The 15,163-nt window shown below is 71.0% G+C and carries 11 protein-coding genes and 1 pseudogene; 4 read left to right on the forward strand and 8 right to left on the reverse strand.

Annotated elements, in window-relative coordinates; translation table 11 throughout:
• Positions 1–4: 4 nt before the first annotated feature.
• The 3 genes from V6V47_RS25215 to V6V47_RS25225 all read right to left on the reverse strand — a co-directional run bounded on the left by V6V47_RS25215 (position 5) and on the right by V6V47_RS25225 (position 4,900).
• Positions 5–2,728, reverse strand: coding sequence for an ATP-binding protein (locus V6V47_RS25215; protein WP_334630842.1), 2,724 nt, complete (start codon positions 2,726–2,728; stop codon positions 5–7).
• A gap of 97 nt (positions 2,729–2,825) precedes the next feature.
• A complete protein-coding gene (locus tag V6V47_RS25220) occupies positions 2,826–3,428 on the reverse strand; it encodes a VOC family protein (RefSeq protein ID WP_334630843.1) in 603 nt (200 codons plus the stop codon).
• Positions 3,429–3,535: 107 nt separating this feature from the next.
• Positions 3,536–4,900, reverse strand: a complete 1,365-nt coding sequence (locus tag V6V47_RS25225; protein ID WP_334630844.1) for a dihydrolipoyl dehydrogenase family protein — start codon at positions 4,898–4,900, stop codon at positions 3,536–3,538.
• 161 nt (positions 4,901–5,061) lie between these two features.
• Here V6V47_RS25225 and V6V47_RS25230 point away from each other — a divergent pair, with 161 nt between their 5' ends.
• Positions 5,062–5,598, forward strand: coding sequence for a DUF308 domain-containing protein (locus V6V47_RS25230; RefSeq protein ID WP_334630845.1), 537 nt, complete (start codon positions 5,062–5,064; stop codon positions 5,596–5,598).
• Between the two features lie 61 nt (positions 5,599–5,659).
• On the opposite strand, the gene V6V47_RS25235 is transcribed toward V6V47_RS25230, so the two are convergent.
• The 4 genes from V6V47_RS25235 to V6V47_RS25250 all read right to left on the reverse strand — a co-directional run bounded on the left by V6V47_RS25235 (position 5,660) and on the right by V6V47_RS25250 (position 10,016).
• Positions 5,660–6,556, reverse strand: coding sequence for an acetyltransferase (locus V6V47_RS25235; protein WP_334630846.1), 897 nt, complete (start codon positions 6,554–6,556; stop codon positions 5,660–5,662).
• Between the two features lie 173 nt (positions 6,557–6,729).
• On the reverse strand, positions 6,730–7,929 hold the full coding sequence (locus V6V47_RS25240; protein WP_334630847.1) for a low temperature requirement protein A: 1,200 nt from the start codon (positions 7,927–7,929) through the stop codon (positions 6,730–6,732).
• 130 nt (positions 7,930–8,059) lie between these two features.
• Entirely contained in the window at positions 8,060–8,467 is a 408-nt protein-coding gene (locus V6V47_RS25245) for a VOC family protein (RefSeq protein WP_334630848.1), read from the reverse strand.
• A 31-nt stretch (positions 8,468–8,498) separates the two neighbouring features.
• On the reverse strand, positions 8,499–10,016 hold the full coding sequence (locus tag V6V47_RS25250; protein ID WP_334630849.1) for a flavin-containing monooxygenase: 1,518 nt from the start codon (positions 10,014–10,016) through the stop codon (positions 8,499–8,501).
• A gap of 225 nt (positions 10,017–10,241) precedes the next feature.
• Between V6V47_RS25250 and V6V47_RS25255 the strand changes: the two genes are divergently transcribed.
• The 3 genes and pseudogenes from V6V47_RS25255 (at position 10,242) to V6V47_RS25265 (ending at position 12,738) form a co-directional block, all read left to right on the forward strand.
• Positions 10,242–11,195, forward strand: coding sequence for an AraC family transcriptional regulator (locus tag V6V47_RS25255; RefSeq protein ID WP_334630850.1), 954 nt, complete (start codon positions 10,242–10,244; stop codon positions 11,193–11,195).
• Positions 11,196–11,202: 7 nt separating this feature from the next.
• Positions 11,203–11,457, forward strand: a pseudogene (locus V6V47_RS25260) (DUF4291 family protein); the annotation flags it as partial.
• A 126-nt stretch (positions 11,458–11,583) separates the two neighbouring features.
• Entirely contained in the window at positions 11,584–12,738 is a 1,155-nt protein-coding gene (locus V6V47_RS25265) for a polysaccharide lyase family 7 protein (RefSeq protein WP_334630851.1), read from the forward strand.
• A 98-nt stretch (positions 12,739–12,836) separates the two neighbouring features.
• Here the strand turns inward: V6V47_RS25265 and V6V47_RS25270 are convergent, their stop codons facing one another.
• Positions 12,837–14,819 (reverse strand): pectate lyase family protein, encoded by a 1,983-nt coding sequence (locus V6V47_RS25270; RefSeq protein WP_334630852.1) that lies wholly within the window; start codon positions 14,817–14,819, stop codon positions 12,837–12,839.
• Positions 14,820–15,163 lie beyond the last annotated feature (344 nt).

Genomic DNA, 15,163 nt, shown 5'->3' on the forward strand with positions numbered 1-15,163 from the left:
CGGGTCAGCGGTCGCGCAGGGCCCCGGCCAGCTCGCGGCGCGACCCGATGCCCAGCTTGGTGAAGACCTTGCGCAGGTGCCACTCGACGGTACGCGGGCTGAGGAACAGCGCAGCGCCGATCTCCGGGTTGGTCCGGCCCGCCACGGCCAGCCGCGCAATCTGCGCCTCCTGCGGGGTGAGCTCGTCCGGCATGCCGAGGGTCCGCCTGCGGACGGTCTCGCCGGTGGCGACCAATTCCCGGCTCGCCCGCTCGGCGAAGCCCTCCGCTCCCATCGTGGCGAACGCCTCGTGGGCGGTACGCAACTGGGTCCGGGCATCGCTGCGCCGGTTCTCCCGGCGCAGCCACTCCCCGTACAGCAGCCGGGCCCGCGCCACCTGCAGCCCGAGCTGGCTGGCGGCCAGGCGCTCGACGGCCTCGCGGTAGGAGTCCTCGGCTTTCGCCGAGGGCCCCGCCAGAGCGTCGGCGAGGGCCTGCGCGCCGAGCGCCCAGTCGGTGCCGGCGGCGCCGGTCCGCTCCGCCAGGCGCGCGCGGGCCTCGTCGGCCGCGCCGGTCTCCCCGACGCGGACAGCGGCCTCGACCAACTCGCCGAGCGTCCAGTTGTACACGGCGAGGTCCTCGTACTCGACCGCCTTGCGCGCGGCCTCCAACGCGGCCGGATAGCGGCCGGTCCCGTTGGAGAGCACCGCTGTGGCGTAGCCGGCCATGCCGAGCGGACGGCCCTCGCCGCGCGCGTCGGCATCCTTGATGGTGGCGTCGATCAACTCCATCGCGGGCAACTCCCGACCGCGATGGGCGGCCAGGGTCAGCGCGCCGGACGGGTGTGGGGCCTGCCCGGTGGCCTGTCCGAGGGCGTCGGACTCGTCGAGCAGGTCCGACGCGTCGGCGAACCGACCCGCGTACACCAGAGCGCCGGCGCGGAAGGTCAGCGCCGTGGGGAGCAGCGACATCGCGCCGGTCGTACGCGCGAAGTCGACCGCCTGCTCGGTGAGCCGGCACCAGGTCGCGTCGTCCCACACCTCGTGCGCGACCGGCGCGGCCAGCCAGAGCAGGTGCAGATCCTCGTCGGCCGTCATCGCGTCGAGAGCCCGGCGCAGCTGCGGCACGGCAGCCGCGTACCCGTCCAGGATCCAGGCCGTGAGGCCGGTCAGGAACTGGCCGGCCACCTCCTCCCCCGCCGGCACGCGGCGGGCGCCCTCGGCTGCCCGGCGCAGGTCGTTGCCACCGAGTCGGCCCGCGTGCACGGCGGCACCCAACGCCGTGAGGTACGTCGTGCGCGCCGTGGGGAGATCCAGCTCCTCGAGGCGACGGGCAGCCGCGAGCAGCGGCGGGCCGGCCGCCCGGCCGGGATTGTGCACGAACGCGACCTGCGCCCGTAGACACTCCACGTCGGCGCGTTGCAGCGGGTCGAGCGGACCCAGCTCGGCGGCGGCCAGCAGGTCCGGCACCTGGTTCAGGTCCCCCGCGTCGAGTCGGGCGCGCGCGGCGGCCAGGGCACGCCCGGCGCGCGGCTTGGGATCCGGGGTCAGCTCGACGGCGCGCTCCAGGAAGGAGGCGGCCGCGGATCGGCCGCCGCGAGCGAGGGCCCGGCCGGCCGAACGCTCCAGCTCGACGGCGACCTCCTCGTCCGGATCGACCGCGGCGTGCGCCCGGTGCCAGGCACGGCGGTCGGGATGCTGACCCGGGTCGGTCACCTCGGCCAATGCGCGGTGCACCTCGCGCAGCTCGGTGGCCTCGGCCGATCGCCAGACCGCCGACCGCACCAGTGGATGGCGGAATCGCACGCTGGCGCCGATCTCGATCAGCCCTGCGGCCTCCGCGGGCGCGGCGGCGTCCCGGCCGACGCCCAGCTGATCGAGCGCGCGCCACAGCAGCGTCACGTTCCCGACCGGCTCGACCGCGGCGGTGAGCAGGAGCCAACGGGTGGGCGCCGGGAGTGCGTCGATGCGCCGCTGAAAGCCGGCCTCCATGCGGCCTACCAGCGGCGTCGCGCTCTGGGCACCGAATCCGAAGGCCAGCTCCGCCGGCGTGAGGCCACGCGGCAGCTCGAGCAGGGCGAGCGGGTTGCCGCGCGTCTCGGCGACTATCCGATCGCGTACCCGGTCGTCGACCGGCCCGGGCAGCACCGAATCCAGCAGCGCCCGCGCGTCCGCCGGAGACAACCCGTCGACGCGCAGTTCCGGCATGCTGCCGAGGATCTGCTCGTCGCCCGGGCTGCGGCAGCCGAAGACCAGTGCGATCGACTCGGCGTCCAGGCGGCGGGCGACGAAGGTGAGGATGACCTCGGACATCCGGTCCATCCACTGCACGTCGTCCACGATGCAGACCAGCGGCTGCTCCGCCGCGGCCTCCGCGAGCAGCCCGAGCACGGCGAGCCCGATGAGCAGCCCTTCCGGCGGCTTACCCGGGCTCAACCCGAAGGCGGTGGCGAGGGCGGCGCGTTGCGGCTCCGGCAGCCGGTCGAGATGGCCGAGCAGCGGTGCGCACAGTTGCTGCAGCGCCGAGTACGCGATCTCGGACTCGGGCTCCACCCCGGCTGCCCGGGTCACCCGGCCGGGCGACGCGTGCTCGCCCAGGTAGTCCAGCAGCGCGGTCTTGCCGGCGCCCGCCTCACCACGGAGCACCAGCACCCGACTGTGCCCAGCGCGGACGTCACGCAGCAGCCGATCGAGCGTTTCCCGCTCGCGCCGGCGGCCACGCAACGCTGGACTCTCGGTGTTACTCGGCACGGCACCTCCCCGGCGGAGGTTACACCGGAAGAGATCGTCGATCCCCAGGTACGGCCTGCGTGGGGCCGGTGCGGAGCCCGGCCCCACGCGCTGCCGATCAGGAATCGAGACCGGCCGCCCTGGCCATGTGGCCGGCGTACCAGGTCGGCCAGTCGGGGTCCTCGTGCCCGAGCTCCGCCTCGTGCCGGCCGTGCGCGATGGCGGCGTCGCGCAGCGCCTGCTCGACCTCGGCCACCGAGCCGTAGCGGACCTCGGTGATCCGTCCCGGCTGCCGGACGGTGACCTCCTGCAGCACGAAGCCGTTGCCGTCCGGGTCGCTGAACGACGCGAACGAGCCGTACGACCGCCGCTCCGGCTGCGGGCCGTCCACCCGGTCCCGCGTGCCGGCGTGGTGGAACACCCCACCCGCGTCGTGGAAGACCTCGCTCACCTCGACCCCGCGGGCGATCAACTCGGCCCGGGCGGCGACGACGTCGTCCACCACGAGGTGTACGCCCTGCACCGAGCCCGGTGCGGCGTCCGTCACCCCGTTGCCGATGATGATCGAGGACGCCGAGCCGGGTGGGGTGACGTGCACGACGCGGAAGCCGTCCGTCGCGACGTAGTCGACGTCCTCCCGGAAGCCCGCCTTCTGGTAGAAGGCCTTGGCCCGATCCACGTCCGAGACCGGCAGGACGACGACCTCGAGCTTGAAGTCCACGATTTCCACCCTCCGCTGTGCCGGATGCCGTCCGACATCCGGCTCCCACCGTCGCGGTTCCGGCGCTCAGGTCGCCCCAGGGGGACTCCCTGGCCGACACCCGGGCGTCAGCTGTCCAGCGCGTTGAACAGGTGGAGCCAGATCTCACTGCGGGTGGGGAACGCGGGGATCGCGTGCCGCAGTCGCCGGACCGGCACCTCTCCGACGATCGCGATCGTGGCCGCCTGGAGGAAGTCGGCGACGGCGGTCCCGGTGATGGTGACGCCGACCAGCACTCCACGATCCTCGTCGACGAGGAACCTGCTGGTGCCACGGGTGCCGCCGGAGAAGGCACCGCCCGCGTTCCCGTCGGTCGGGACGTCGATCACGCGTACCCGAAGGCCCGCGGCCGCCGCGCTGGCCGTGGTGTGGCCCACTGCCGCGACCTGGGGCTCGGTGAAGATCACTCGGGGCGAGCCGGTGCCGTCGGCGAGGTGCTCCGCCACCAGGTCGCCGCCCAGGATGTCGCCGGCCGCGATCGCCGCCTGGTACTTCGCCATGTGCGTGAACAGCGCGCGGCCGTTGAGGTCGCCGACCACGTAGAGCCAGTCCACCGCCGGCACCCGCATCCGCTCGTCCACCTTGAGATAGCCGCCGGTCTCCGCGCCCACGGTCTCCAGCCCGAGACCGTCGGTCTGCGGTACGCGACCCGCGGCGACCAACACCTGCTCGGCGGTCACCGCACTGCCATCGCTCATGGTCACGGTCACCTGGTCACCGACGCGCCGGACGGCGACCGCGCGCTGGCCAGCGCGGATGTCCACGCCCTGCTCGGCCAGGGACTCGCTGACCTGGCTGCGGACGAAGTCCTCCTCGCGGGGCAGCAGCCCCCGGTCGCCGACCACCAGCGTGACCCGGGACCCGAGCGACCGGTACGCCTGGCTCAGCTCCGCGCCGACGACCCCGCCGCCGATCACGATCAACGAGCCGGGGATCTCCCGGGCCGTCGTGGCCTCCCGGTTGGTCCACGGCTCCGCCTCGGCGAGCCCCTCGATCGGCGGCAGCACCGCTCGGGTGCCGCCGGCGAGGATGACCGCCCGCCGGGCCTCGATGATCTCGCCGCCGACCTCGACCCGCTTCTCGCCGGCCAGCCGGCCCCAGCCGCGGACCAGCGTGACCCCGCGTTCGGCCAGCCACGGCAACTGGCCGCTGTCGTCCAGGTCACCGATGAGGGAGTCACGCCGGCGCAGCACGGCCTGGACGTCCAGTGGGCCGGTCACCGCCTCGGCAACCCCCGGCACCCGACGCGCCTCGGCGAGCAGCTCACCCGGACGCAGCAGAGCCTTCGACGGAATACAGGCGTAGTAGGAGCACTCGCCACCGACCTTGTCGGCTTCCACGATCACCACGTCCAGGCCCGCCTCGGCCAGTCGCCCGGCCGCCACCTCGCCGCCCGGACCGGCACCGATCACCACCACATCAACGGTTCGCATGCCTGCATGCTGCACCTCGCCGGCGACCGGCCGCACCCGGGGACCGCCTGGTCCACGACGGCCAGTGCCCGGGCCAGGGTGTCTCCCTGGTGCCTCCGAGCGGCGCGGTCGGCAGGGTGATAGAGGTAACCCTCCCTGCCCGGCAGAAAGCTGAAACTCCGATGCCCTCCCTCCTTCGCATCTACCTCGTCCGCGGCCTCATCGCGATCGCCTGGGCCGCTGGCTTCTCGGCCGTCAGCGACTCGCTCACCGCCGCCACCGTCGTCCTCCTGATCAGCTACCCGCTCATCGACGTCGTGGCCTCGCTGCTGGATGCTCGCGAGGATCCCGGCACCCCGGCTCGTCGGCTGCAGATCTTCAACACCGCGCTCAGCGCCCTGACGGCGCTCGCCCTCGGTCTGGCGGCCATCAGCGGCATCGGCGCGGTGCTCTTCACCTTCGGCGTCTGGGCCATCGTGTCCGGCGTCGCCCAGTTCACCGTCGCGATCCGCCGCAGCCCCGAGCTCGGCCGTCAGTGGCCGATGCTGATCGCCGGCGCCCTCTCGGTGATCGCCGGCGCGACCTACCTGCCCGCCGCTCTCGGCGACGAGCCCAGCCTCGGCATGTTGATCGTCTACACCGCGGCCGGCGGCATCTTCTTCGTGCTGCAGGCCGCGAGCCTGGCGTGGCGGCAGCGCCGACGGGTCGTCCAGGTCTGACCAGCGGCGCGTCGATGGTGGTGGCAGGAGCGGCCCGCGCCCCTGCCACCACGTCAGCCGATCAGGCGCTCTCGTCCGGCGCGAAGAGGACCCGGGCCCGCAACTGCCGGAACCCGGTCCGCTCCAGCTCCGCGATGACCGCCACCCGGTGCGCGTCCACGTCGGCAATCACCTCCCGGGCGCCACCGTCGGCCAGCACCCGGACCGCCTCGGCCAGCAGTTCGGCCCGGACGGCCTCGTCGAGCAGACCGAGGTACACGAGGAGCGGATAGCAGGCGTCGCCGGCCGTGCCGACCAGCCCGACCGGCACCCCGGCATCCACCGCAACCCGCCACTCGTCCCCGGCCGTGCCCCCCAGCCAGGCCAGCGGGTCAGTGGCCAGGTCAACGCCGGCCACCACCCGGGCGATCTCCACACCGGTCAACACGTCCGGCTCGGCGATCCGGCCGACCAGCCCGTTGATCTCCGCCGGGTTGGCGGCCGGCCGGAGGACGTACCGCCCGGGGGTCGCCGGCAGTGGTGTGCCGGTCCAGGAGCAGCGCACCCGCTCCCCCTGCTCGACCAGCCCGGCGAGCCGGGCCGCTGCCATCGGCGCCTCCATCACGGCCAGCACCTCGGGCCGTCGCCGCCAGTGCGCCGGCATGGCGGCGTAGTACAGCCGGGGACCGCCGAGTGCCTCGTGGGCGGCGCGCAGCAGCGCGGCACCCACCTCCGGCTCGGCGTCCAGGTCGAACCGCTCGAGCCAGGGTGCACCCACGGCGCCCGGCGGGAGGAGCCAGGCCGCCCGGCCGACCACCCGGCCGGCGCGCTGGGCGATCCAGGTGTGTTCGGGTCGAAAGCCGCCACCCGCGATCCCGTCGGCATAGCTGTTCTTGCGCAGTTGGGGCAGCGGATCAGGCATGGATTCGAACAGGGTTTCCTCGCCCGCGACGAGCGGACGGATGATCAGATCGGTCATCGGTGACCTCCGGGAAACGAGCGCCCCGGGTCAGATCCGCGTCGACGCCGGAGCGCGGAGGGGGCGCAGAACATCGGACATTGTTCTGACCTCCTCCCAGCTCGACGGCGTGCCCGAGAACTTACGCGAGACGCTCGGCGGCCGGCAAGACCCCGCGCCCGCGCGGACGCCGACTACAGCGTCGGATTGGTCTCCGGTCCGCGCCGGTGGATCAGCCCGTCGTACGCGGCGATGGCGGCCAGGATCACCGCGGCGCTGACGGCCGAGGCGAGCGGCGGTAGCAGCACCATGGGCGGCGCCGCCACGGCCAACGCCAGCGCGCCGAGCAACAGCACGCGGCAGGGCGGCCCGGAACTGCTCCGCTGCTCCAGGTAGGTCCGCCCGATCAGGAACAGCACCGGGCCCCCGAAGACGATGACCACCAGCGCCCAGTCGATCGGCGGATCCGGGTCCTCGATGATCTGCCCGAAGCCGACGGCGGTGCAGATGATTCCGCCGACGATGAGCAGCAGGCTGTAGCTCGCCCACCGGGACAGTGTCAGCGCCTCCCCGGCCAGAGTGTTGGTCACGGGTCGGCCCGGCGCGACGTGGTAGAAGTAGATCCGCCAGAGCGCCACCGCGGCCAGGAACGCCGCGACGAGGGTGATGGTCCGTCCGGTCGAGAACCCCGGATAGCTGACCGCGGCACCTGCCTCGAGCACCACCTCGGCGAGCGCGATCATGAAGAACTGGTTGTACCGCTCGGCGAGGTGTGGGTACGAGACCGTCGCCCAGCCGCTGCCCCGCTTGCCGCGAAGCCAGGGCACCGGCCAGCCGGCGATGGAGCCGAGGACCTCGATGGCGAGGGCGAGCGTCCAGAAGATGCCGCGACCAAGACCGCCGCTGATGCCGCCGCTGATCCACAGGACGCCGGAGATCACGTGCCAGGTCAGCACCCGGTGCATGTTCTGCGACCGCGGATGGTCCCGCAGCGCCAACGTCAGGTAGAGCGGGCGACCCACCTGGATGAGGACGTACGTGCAGGCGAAGATCACACCCCGCTGGCCGAACGCCTGCGGCAGGGACACGGCCAGCACCAGCGTGCCGAACATCGTCGCCAGCAGGACGACCTGGAGATCCGCGCGACGGGGGTCGTAGGTGCTCGACATCAGCGCGTTCAGCGACCAGATCATCCACATCGCCGCGAAGAACAGCAGCGTCTGACCCGCCTCCGACAACAGCGTGTGCCGGACGATGGTCAGGTCGTCGGCGACCCGTCCGGCGAGGCGGGCGAGCGCGAAGACGTAGACGATGTCGAACAACAGCTCCAGGACGGTCGCCCCGGACGGGCTCTTGCTGTCCCCGAGGCCGCGAAACCCGGCGCGCGTCAACATCGCCGAGTCACCCGAGCGTGACCTGCCCCGCTGCCATCGCCCCGAGCCCCCTCGACGATTAGTCCAGTCTCATCCCTTCTGAAGGATTTTATTCTGGTCTTTCGCGCTCCCGGCGGTTATCGCGGATTACTCAGGCGCGGGACGAGATCTGCTGCACCGCCCAGGCGTTGCCGTCCGGGTCGGCGAAGAAGACGAACCCGACGTTGTCCAGCGGGTCCGGCACCGGTTGAGGGCTGGCGCCCAGCACCTGGATCTCGCTGACCTCGACGCCCCGCTCCACCAGCTCGGCCCGCGCCTTCTGCAGGTCGGGCACCACCAGTTGCAGCCCCTTGAGCGAGCCGGGGGGCATGTCCGGCACCACGCCCTTGCCGATGACGACGGAGCAGCCGGAGCCCGGCGGCGTCAGCTGCACGATCCGCGCGTCTTCGTTGATCACGGTGTCGTGATCGACGACGAAGCCGAGCCGGTCGGCGTAGAACTCCTTGGCCCGGTCCACGTCCGAGACGGGTACGACCACCACTTCCAACGTCCAGTTCATGCGGACCCTCTCGTGTTGTGAGCCTTACATCTCACCGCACCGAAGCCCTCTGGTCGAGCGTCGTGGCCGTACGCCGGATCATGCGCGCCGTCACGTTCCGGTAGGAGCGCGGGCTCACCGGCAGCAGCCACTGGCGGACCCGGGTCAGCCGGCCGACGTTGAGCCCGAGGTCGTCGAGCACTTCGTCGATGTTGTGCATCGAGAACGGAATGATGTTCGTGCCGCGGGCGTGGCGCCCGTTGGTGCGCTCCGTCATCCACTCCAGGCGGGCGCGTATCTCTTCGCGCATCTGATCCCGGGACGGCACGGTGATCCCTCCCCGTAGGCAGGCGACCGTCCAGACCGCGGCCATCTCCGCGCTCAGCGGACTGAAGAACGAGGAGTTGTAGCCGGCGAAGGTCAGCCGGGGGACGTCGATCGGCAGGATCTGGCGGTGAAGCATGAAGTTGCCCGCGCCGTCCTGGAGCCGGGCGTTCGTCGCCTCGTCGAAGAACGGAACGTGCTGCCGGAAACCGGTGCCACAGATGACCAGGTCGGCGGGGAGCACGGTGCCGTCGGCCAGGCGGGCGGCCGGCCGGCCGTCGTCCACCAGGAGTTGGGTGATCGTCTGGTCCCGGTGCACGACGATCCGGCCGTCGGCGACGCGCTCGTAGAAGCCGTCGGTCGCCAGGCTGACGGTGCTCCGCGCGATGTCCTGGAAGGCCCCGCGTGGCACGAGACCCAACTCGCGCAGCCTGAGCTGCCTGGTCGCGACCGACCCGACGCTGTCGAGCAGACGACGCCGTACGCCGTTCCCCGGGCCGTGCAGGAAACGCTCGAAGCCCTTCAGGTTGAGGTACCGGAACAGCGCCTCACCCATCCGGGTGAGCAGGAGGTACTTGTAGTTGACGGCGCCGCCGAGCTTCCTGGGCATCTTCCAGAGCAGTTCGCGGGCGACCACGTGGGTCTGGGCGGCGGCGTCGCTCACCGGAATCGCCACGTCGCAGGACGACTTGCCATACCCGACGACGAGGACGTTCTTCCCGCGAACCGCCTCGACGTCGTGGAACTCGCCGGTGGCCAGGACGCGTCCCCCGGCGGCGGTGAACTCGGCCCGGCCCTCGAAGGGCGGGATGAGGGGATCGGAGAAGATGCCGTTGGCGACGACGAGGTGGTCGTACCGCTCCCAGGTCACCGCGTCGTCCTCGCGACCGGTCGGTCGCGAGGCGAGCAGCCACGCGGACTCGTCGTCCAGCAGCTCCGCGGAGAGGACCTCGGTGTCCAGGCGCAGGACACCGCTGAGCCCGAACGTGTCCACGTAGCTCTCGAGGTACTGCTGGACCTGCTCACCCGTCGGCCACTGCGGGTAGCGCGCCGGCATGGGCAGGTCGGAGAAGTGGTAGGTGCCCTTGTTGTTCTGTGTGCAGAGGCCGGGATAGCGCCGGGTGCGACTCCACACCCCGCCGACGTCGGGCGCCCTCTCGAACACGGTGACGTCGAAGCCGCTCTGGCGCAGCACCTTCGCTGCGCTCAGTCCGGCGAATCCAGCGCCGACGATGGCGATCCTCATGACAGCCTCCGGGGTGGGTGACCCGCTGACGGGAGTGCCGGCACCAGTGGCGCCGGCGGTGTCCGCACGCTATCGAGCACGTCGCACCGGTCGCTATCCGTTGTGCGCGGGCTCTGTCCGCGGTACGCGACAACCTGTCGGGTCGGCGGCTTTCCGGCGCTGCCCCGCACGGTGACGCCTATGGTCGGCGCAGCAGGGCGCCCCGGGAGGTGTCGAATGGATTCCGTGACGGTTCGGACGGACGACGTCGAACGCGCTCGGGCCGAGGTGGGTCGGGTCTTCTGTCCACACCGGCTCGTTCCGCAGGCGGGCGTCCGCAGCGTTCGGCTGCGGATGGCAGCGCACCGCGTCGGCGGCGTCGGCGTCATCGACCTCGACTACGGCCAGGCCGTACGGATCCAGCCGGCGGCGCTGGAGAGCTTCTACCTCGTGCAGATCCCCCGCAGCGGCAGCACGACGGTGCGCCACGCCGGCCGCACCGTGACCTCGACGCCCAGCCTCGCCTCCGTCCTGTCCCCCTACGACGCCTCGGACATGCACTGGTCCGAGGGGTCGCCGCACCGGATCTTCTACGCCGATCGGCGCATCGTCGACCAGGAGCTCGCCCGCCTCCTCGGCCGCCCGGTGGACGGGCCGGTCCGCTTCGACATCGGGATGACCATGAATACGCCCACGGCGAGGGCCTGGGCACGGGGCGTGGATTTCCTCGCCGACGAGTTGGCGCAACCGGCGGACGCGTCCCTGCTGGACCACCCACAGGTCGCCGACCGTTTCGAGCAGGGGCTCATCGGCCAACTGCTGCTGGCCCACCAGCACACCTACACCGACCTGCTCGCCGGGCCTGCCCACCACCCGACCCCTGGGCGCCTCGTCCGGCAGGCCTGTGCCCTGATTCGGGACCACCACGGCGAGGCACTGACGGTCGGGGATGTCGCGGAGGCACTGCGGGTGAGCGTACGGACGCTGCAGGACTGCTTCCGCCGCGAACTGCACACCACGCCGACCGCGTACCTGCGCGGATGCCGACTCGACGCGGCCCGCGGCGCGTTGCGCGCGGCCGGTCCCGGGGGGTCCGTGACGACCGTGGCCGTGCAGCACGGGTTCGTCCACCTCGGCCGCTTCGCGAGTGACTACCGGACCCGCTTCGGCGAGTCACCGTCCACGACCCTGCGTCGCTGACCGCGAGGACCCGGAGCGCTCGCTGCGGCTACAACCGATGCCGCATCGTTCGCTGCAGGTGGGGCTGAGCGGGGAGGCAGTCGATCGGTACGTCGACGAATGGACCGTCGGCGTCAGGGACGTCACCCCGACGGCCCACGCCATCCGGGACCTGCTGCGTAACGGTGATCAAGCCGCCGCAGCGGAGATGCTGCCGGTGGAGCGACCGTACCCGCTGCCCGACCATCTGGCCGCCGTCGTCGGCGCCAGCCCCACGACCTGACGGAGCGGGTGCCACCGCGTAAAGAGTATGGCGATCATACATTGATTATCGTCGAATTGCTTTCTATGGTCACTCAGCACCAGTGCGAGGTCGCTCGCATTGGTAACTCCGACCCGGGACGGTCTCATGCGACGAACTCTCATTCTCGCGACCCCTGTCGCCCTACTCGGTGCCATGCTGATCGGTGTGCCCGTCGCCCATGCGGCCAACGCGCTGCCGGTCCAGGCCGTCGTCGCCAGTGACCACGACGGCAACGTCCCGGCGAACACTCTCGACGGCAGTCTCTCGACCCGCTGGTCCGCCGAGGGAGACGGCTCGTGGATCCGCTTCGACCTCGGCGCCAGCACGCAGGTCGGCTCGGTGGGCCTCGCCTGGCACAGCGGCGACATCCGTCGGAGCACCTTCCAGGTGCAGGCGTCGACGGACGCCAGCTCGTGGACCACGATCGTCTCCCAACGCCAGAGCAGCGGCACGACGCTGCAGCTCGAGACGTACGACGTCAACGACCGCGCCGCGCGTTACGTGCGGGTCGTCGGTTACGGCAACACGAGCAACGACTGGAACAGCATCACCGAGGCACGCATCTACGGCCCGGATGGCGGCGGTGGCGGCGACTGCTCCGTGCCGGCCGACGTGCTCAATCTGACCAACTGGAAGATCACTCTGCCGACCGGCGCCTCGGAGAGCCCCACCGAGGTCAAGCAGCCCGCCCTGGACACCTTCCAGGTGTCACCGTGGTTCGTCACCGCCGACTCGTGCCGCGCCGTCCAGTTCCGGGCTCCCGTCAACGGTGTCACCACCAGCGGGTCCGGCTATCCGCGCTCCGAGCTGCGCGAGATGACCAACAACGGCACCAGCAACGCCAGTTGGTCGTCCACCTCCGGCACCCACACGCTGGTGGTGGATGGCGCCTTCACGGCACTGCCGGCCGGCAAACCGCACGCGGTGATCGCGCAGATCCACGACGGTGACGACGACGTGACCGTCTTCCGTCTCGAAGGCTCGAGTCTGTACGTCACCAACGGCGACACCGCCCACCACAAGCTGGTCACCAGCAACTACCAACTCGGCACCCGGTTCCAGGCGAAGTTCGTGGTCAGCGGGGGTCAGGTCCGGGCCTATTACAACAACACCCTGCAGACCACCATCGGCAGGAGCTTCTCCGGCGCCTACTTCAAAGCCGGCGCGTACACCCAGGCCAACTGCACCAACTCGTCACCGTGCAGCAGCAGCAACTACGGCCAGACGCTGCTCTACGGCGTTACCGCGACCCACTCCTGACCTGCCGCCGGTGCTGATGGACGCCCGGCCCGCTTCTCCCCGTCGTACCGTCCCGGCCGGCGTCACCACGAGAGCCGAGACGGTACGACGCGCGAGCGTCAGCTCAGCCGGCCGGTCCCGGCGCCGGCGGTGACCAGCGACGGAATGGTCGCCGCCGGGTCGAGCTGGTACGGGTAGTAGGTGCGCGGTTCGACGACGGTCCCGGCGGTCTCGGGCTGCCCCGAGTTGACGAAGACGTTGCCCCGCTGCACCGCGCGGCCCGGCCCGCTGTCGGCGTACCCGCTCGCGGAGTGCAGCGGGTACGGCACGTCCCGGAAGTAGTTGCCCTCGACCAGGACGCCGGCGTTCTCGGTCGACGCGACGCCGTAGAGGGCATTGCCGAGGAAGTAGTTGTTGTAGACGTGCACCGGCTCGCCGAACCGCACCCGGGGGTGGCGTTGACGGCTGTGGTCGAAGAAGTTGTGGTGGATGCTGACCTTCAGGTGCCCGATGTCGGTGGACGCCGCGCCGTCGGAGTGCCCGATCAGCATGCTCTTGTCGGCCTGGTCGAAGTGGTTCCACGACACCGTCACGTAGTCGGCGCCCCGCACGATGTCCACCGAGCCGTCGATCGCCCCGGTGAACCGGTTGTGGTCGATCCAGATGTGGTGGGAGTTCTGCCCGACGTTGATCGCGTCGTCCTCGGCATCGGTGAAGTTGATGTTGCGGACGATCACGTTGTACGACCGGTAGAAGTCCAGCCCACCGCCGGTGATCTCGGCGTTCCCGACACCGATGATGGTCTTGTTCGGTCGGACCCCCTGCTTGCTGCTGATCTGGATCACGCCGCTGACCTGGATGACCATCGGCCCGATGGTGTCGATGTAGTCGAGGAAGTCGGCCGCGTTGGTCGCGGTGACCACCGGACCGCCGGCCCCGCCGGTCGTACCGTTCTGACCGAGCGCGACGACGCTGGCGAACCCGTCCGGCTGGCTGGCCGGCACCGCGCTCGACGAGGGCGCGGCGAGCGTCGACGACAGCTTGCCCACTCCCGCGCCGGCCGGAACGGTGGTCGGCACCTCGGCGGTGGGGGTGAGCTGGTAGGGGTAGTAGCCGCGCGGATCGGGGACGGTGCCACGGGTCTCGATCGGGTGGTTGCAGGCGACGAGGGTGTTCCCCCGGGCCACGATCCGGCCCAGGTCGCCGCTGAAGTCGACCCGACCGGGGTTGTTGACGGAGTAGAAGTAGTTGTTCTCCATGAGCACGGCCGCGTCGTAGGTGGACGCGACTCCGTAGCTGTTGTCGTAGTAGTAGTTGTTGTAGACGTGCGCCAGCGCGGAGAAGCGCACCCGGGGGTTGCGCTGGTCGGAGCGGTCGAAGAAATTGTGGTGATAGGTGACCCGCAACCGACCGATGTCCTGCGGGCCGGCATCCTCGTCATGGCCCAGCAACAACGTCTTGTCGTGGTCGTGGAAGTGATTCCAGGAGACGGTGACGAAATCGGATCCGCGCTTGATGTCCACCGCGCCGTCATCACCATTGGAGAACTCGTTGTGGTCGATCCAGACGTGGTGGGAGAACATCTGCACGTTGATCAGGTCGTCGCTCGCGCCGGTGATGTGCAGGTTACGGATGATGATGTTGTGTACGGCGTTCGCTGGCGGTGCGGTGACGTCGTCGTCGACCGGCACGCCGATGTTCAGGCCACCGCCGGAGAGCCGAGCGGTCGCGCCGAGCCCGACGATGGTCTTGTCCGAGGCGACGTTGTACATCCCGTCGCTGCTGCCGGCGGGCAGGTTGATGGTGCCGGAGACCTGGACGACGTACGGCCCGGGCCGGGCGATGTAGTCCAGGAACTGGGCGGTGGTGGTGACCGTGACGGTGGGTCCTCCGGCCCCGCCGGTGGTGCCGGCCTGGCCGAGCGCGGTGACGCTGGCGAAGCCGTCGGCAGGACCGGCGACTGCCGGAGCGACCAATGTGGCCGGCGTGTCGATCGGGGTGGCTTCGGCCAGCCCGGGCGGGGTGAGCAGGACGGTGGCGAGGCCGACGGCGGCGAGCGACCACCAGCGCGACGGGGTGCCGCGAGCGGGCGTGGAGAGCATCTGGCTGCTGCCTTTCGCGGGGCGGATCGCAGACCGGGCGGGGGTCCGACGGGCCGCGGCGGCGGCTCGCACCGGTCGGCGACGCGTGGACGTGGGCGTCGCCGTGCGCGGGCCAGCGCCGGATCGGCCGGCGATCCGTGGCGGTGGGGTGCGGGGTCGGAAAGCGCTTTCCGGCACCCATGCTAGGCACCCCGATTCATTCATGTCAATCAACATGGTGTTGTTTCCTGCAAACGGTTGTTGCATTGATCATGGCCGACGTTACTGATCTCGCAACCACCGAGGACCCAGCGCACCGTGCCGCCCCCCATCAACTCGGATAAATGCCGCAGGTTCGCGGCCGG

Origin of the sequence: Micromonospora sp. CPCC 205539, from assembly GCF_036906815.1 — a bacterium.
GTDB lineage: Bacteria > Actinomycetota > Actinomycetes > Mycobacteriales > Micromonosporaceae > Micromonospora.

Excerpts from the sequence above, each read along its gene's own strand:
- V6V47_RS25235 (WP_334630846.1), bottom strand. The coding sequence starts at position 6,556 with ATGACCGATCTGATCATCCGTCCGCTCGTCGCGGGCGAGGAAACCCTG.
- V6V47_RS25270 (WP_334630852.1), bottom strand. The coding sequence starts at position 14,819 with ATGCTCTCCACGCCCGCTCGCGGCACCCCGTCGCGCTGGTGGTCGCTC.
- V6V47_RS25230 (WP_334630845.1), top strand. The coding sequence starts at position 5,062 with ATGCCCTCCCTCCTTCGCATCTACCTCGTCCGCGGCCTCATCGCGATC.
- V6V47_RS25225 (WP_334630844.1), bottom strand. The coding sequence starts at position 4,900 with ATGCGAACCGTTGATGTGGTGGTGATCGGTGCCGGTCCGGGCGGCGAG.
- V6V47_RS25265 (WP_334630851.1), top strand. The coding sequence starts at position 11,584 with ATGCGACGAACTCTCATTCTCGCGACCCCTGTCGCCCTACTCGGTGCC.
- V6V47_RS25250 (WP_334630849.1), bottom strand. The coding sequence starts at position 10,016 with ATGAGGATCGCCATCGTCGGCGCTGGATTCGCCGGACTGAGCGCAGCG.
- V6V47_RS25240 (WP_334630847.1), bottom strand. The coding sequence starts at position 7,929 with ATGTTGACGCGCGCCGGGTTTCGCGGCCTCGGGGACAGCAAGAGCCCG.
- V6V47_RS25245 (WP_334630848.1), bottom strand. The coding sequence starts at position 8,467 with ATGAACTGGACGTTGGAAGTGGTGGTCGTACCCGTCTCGGACGTGGAC.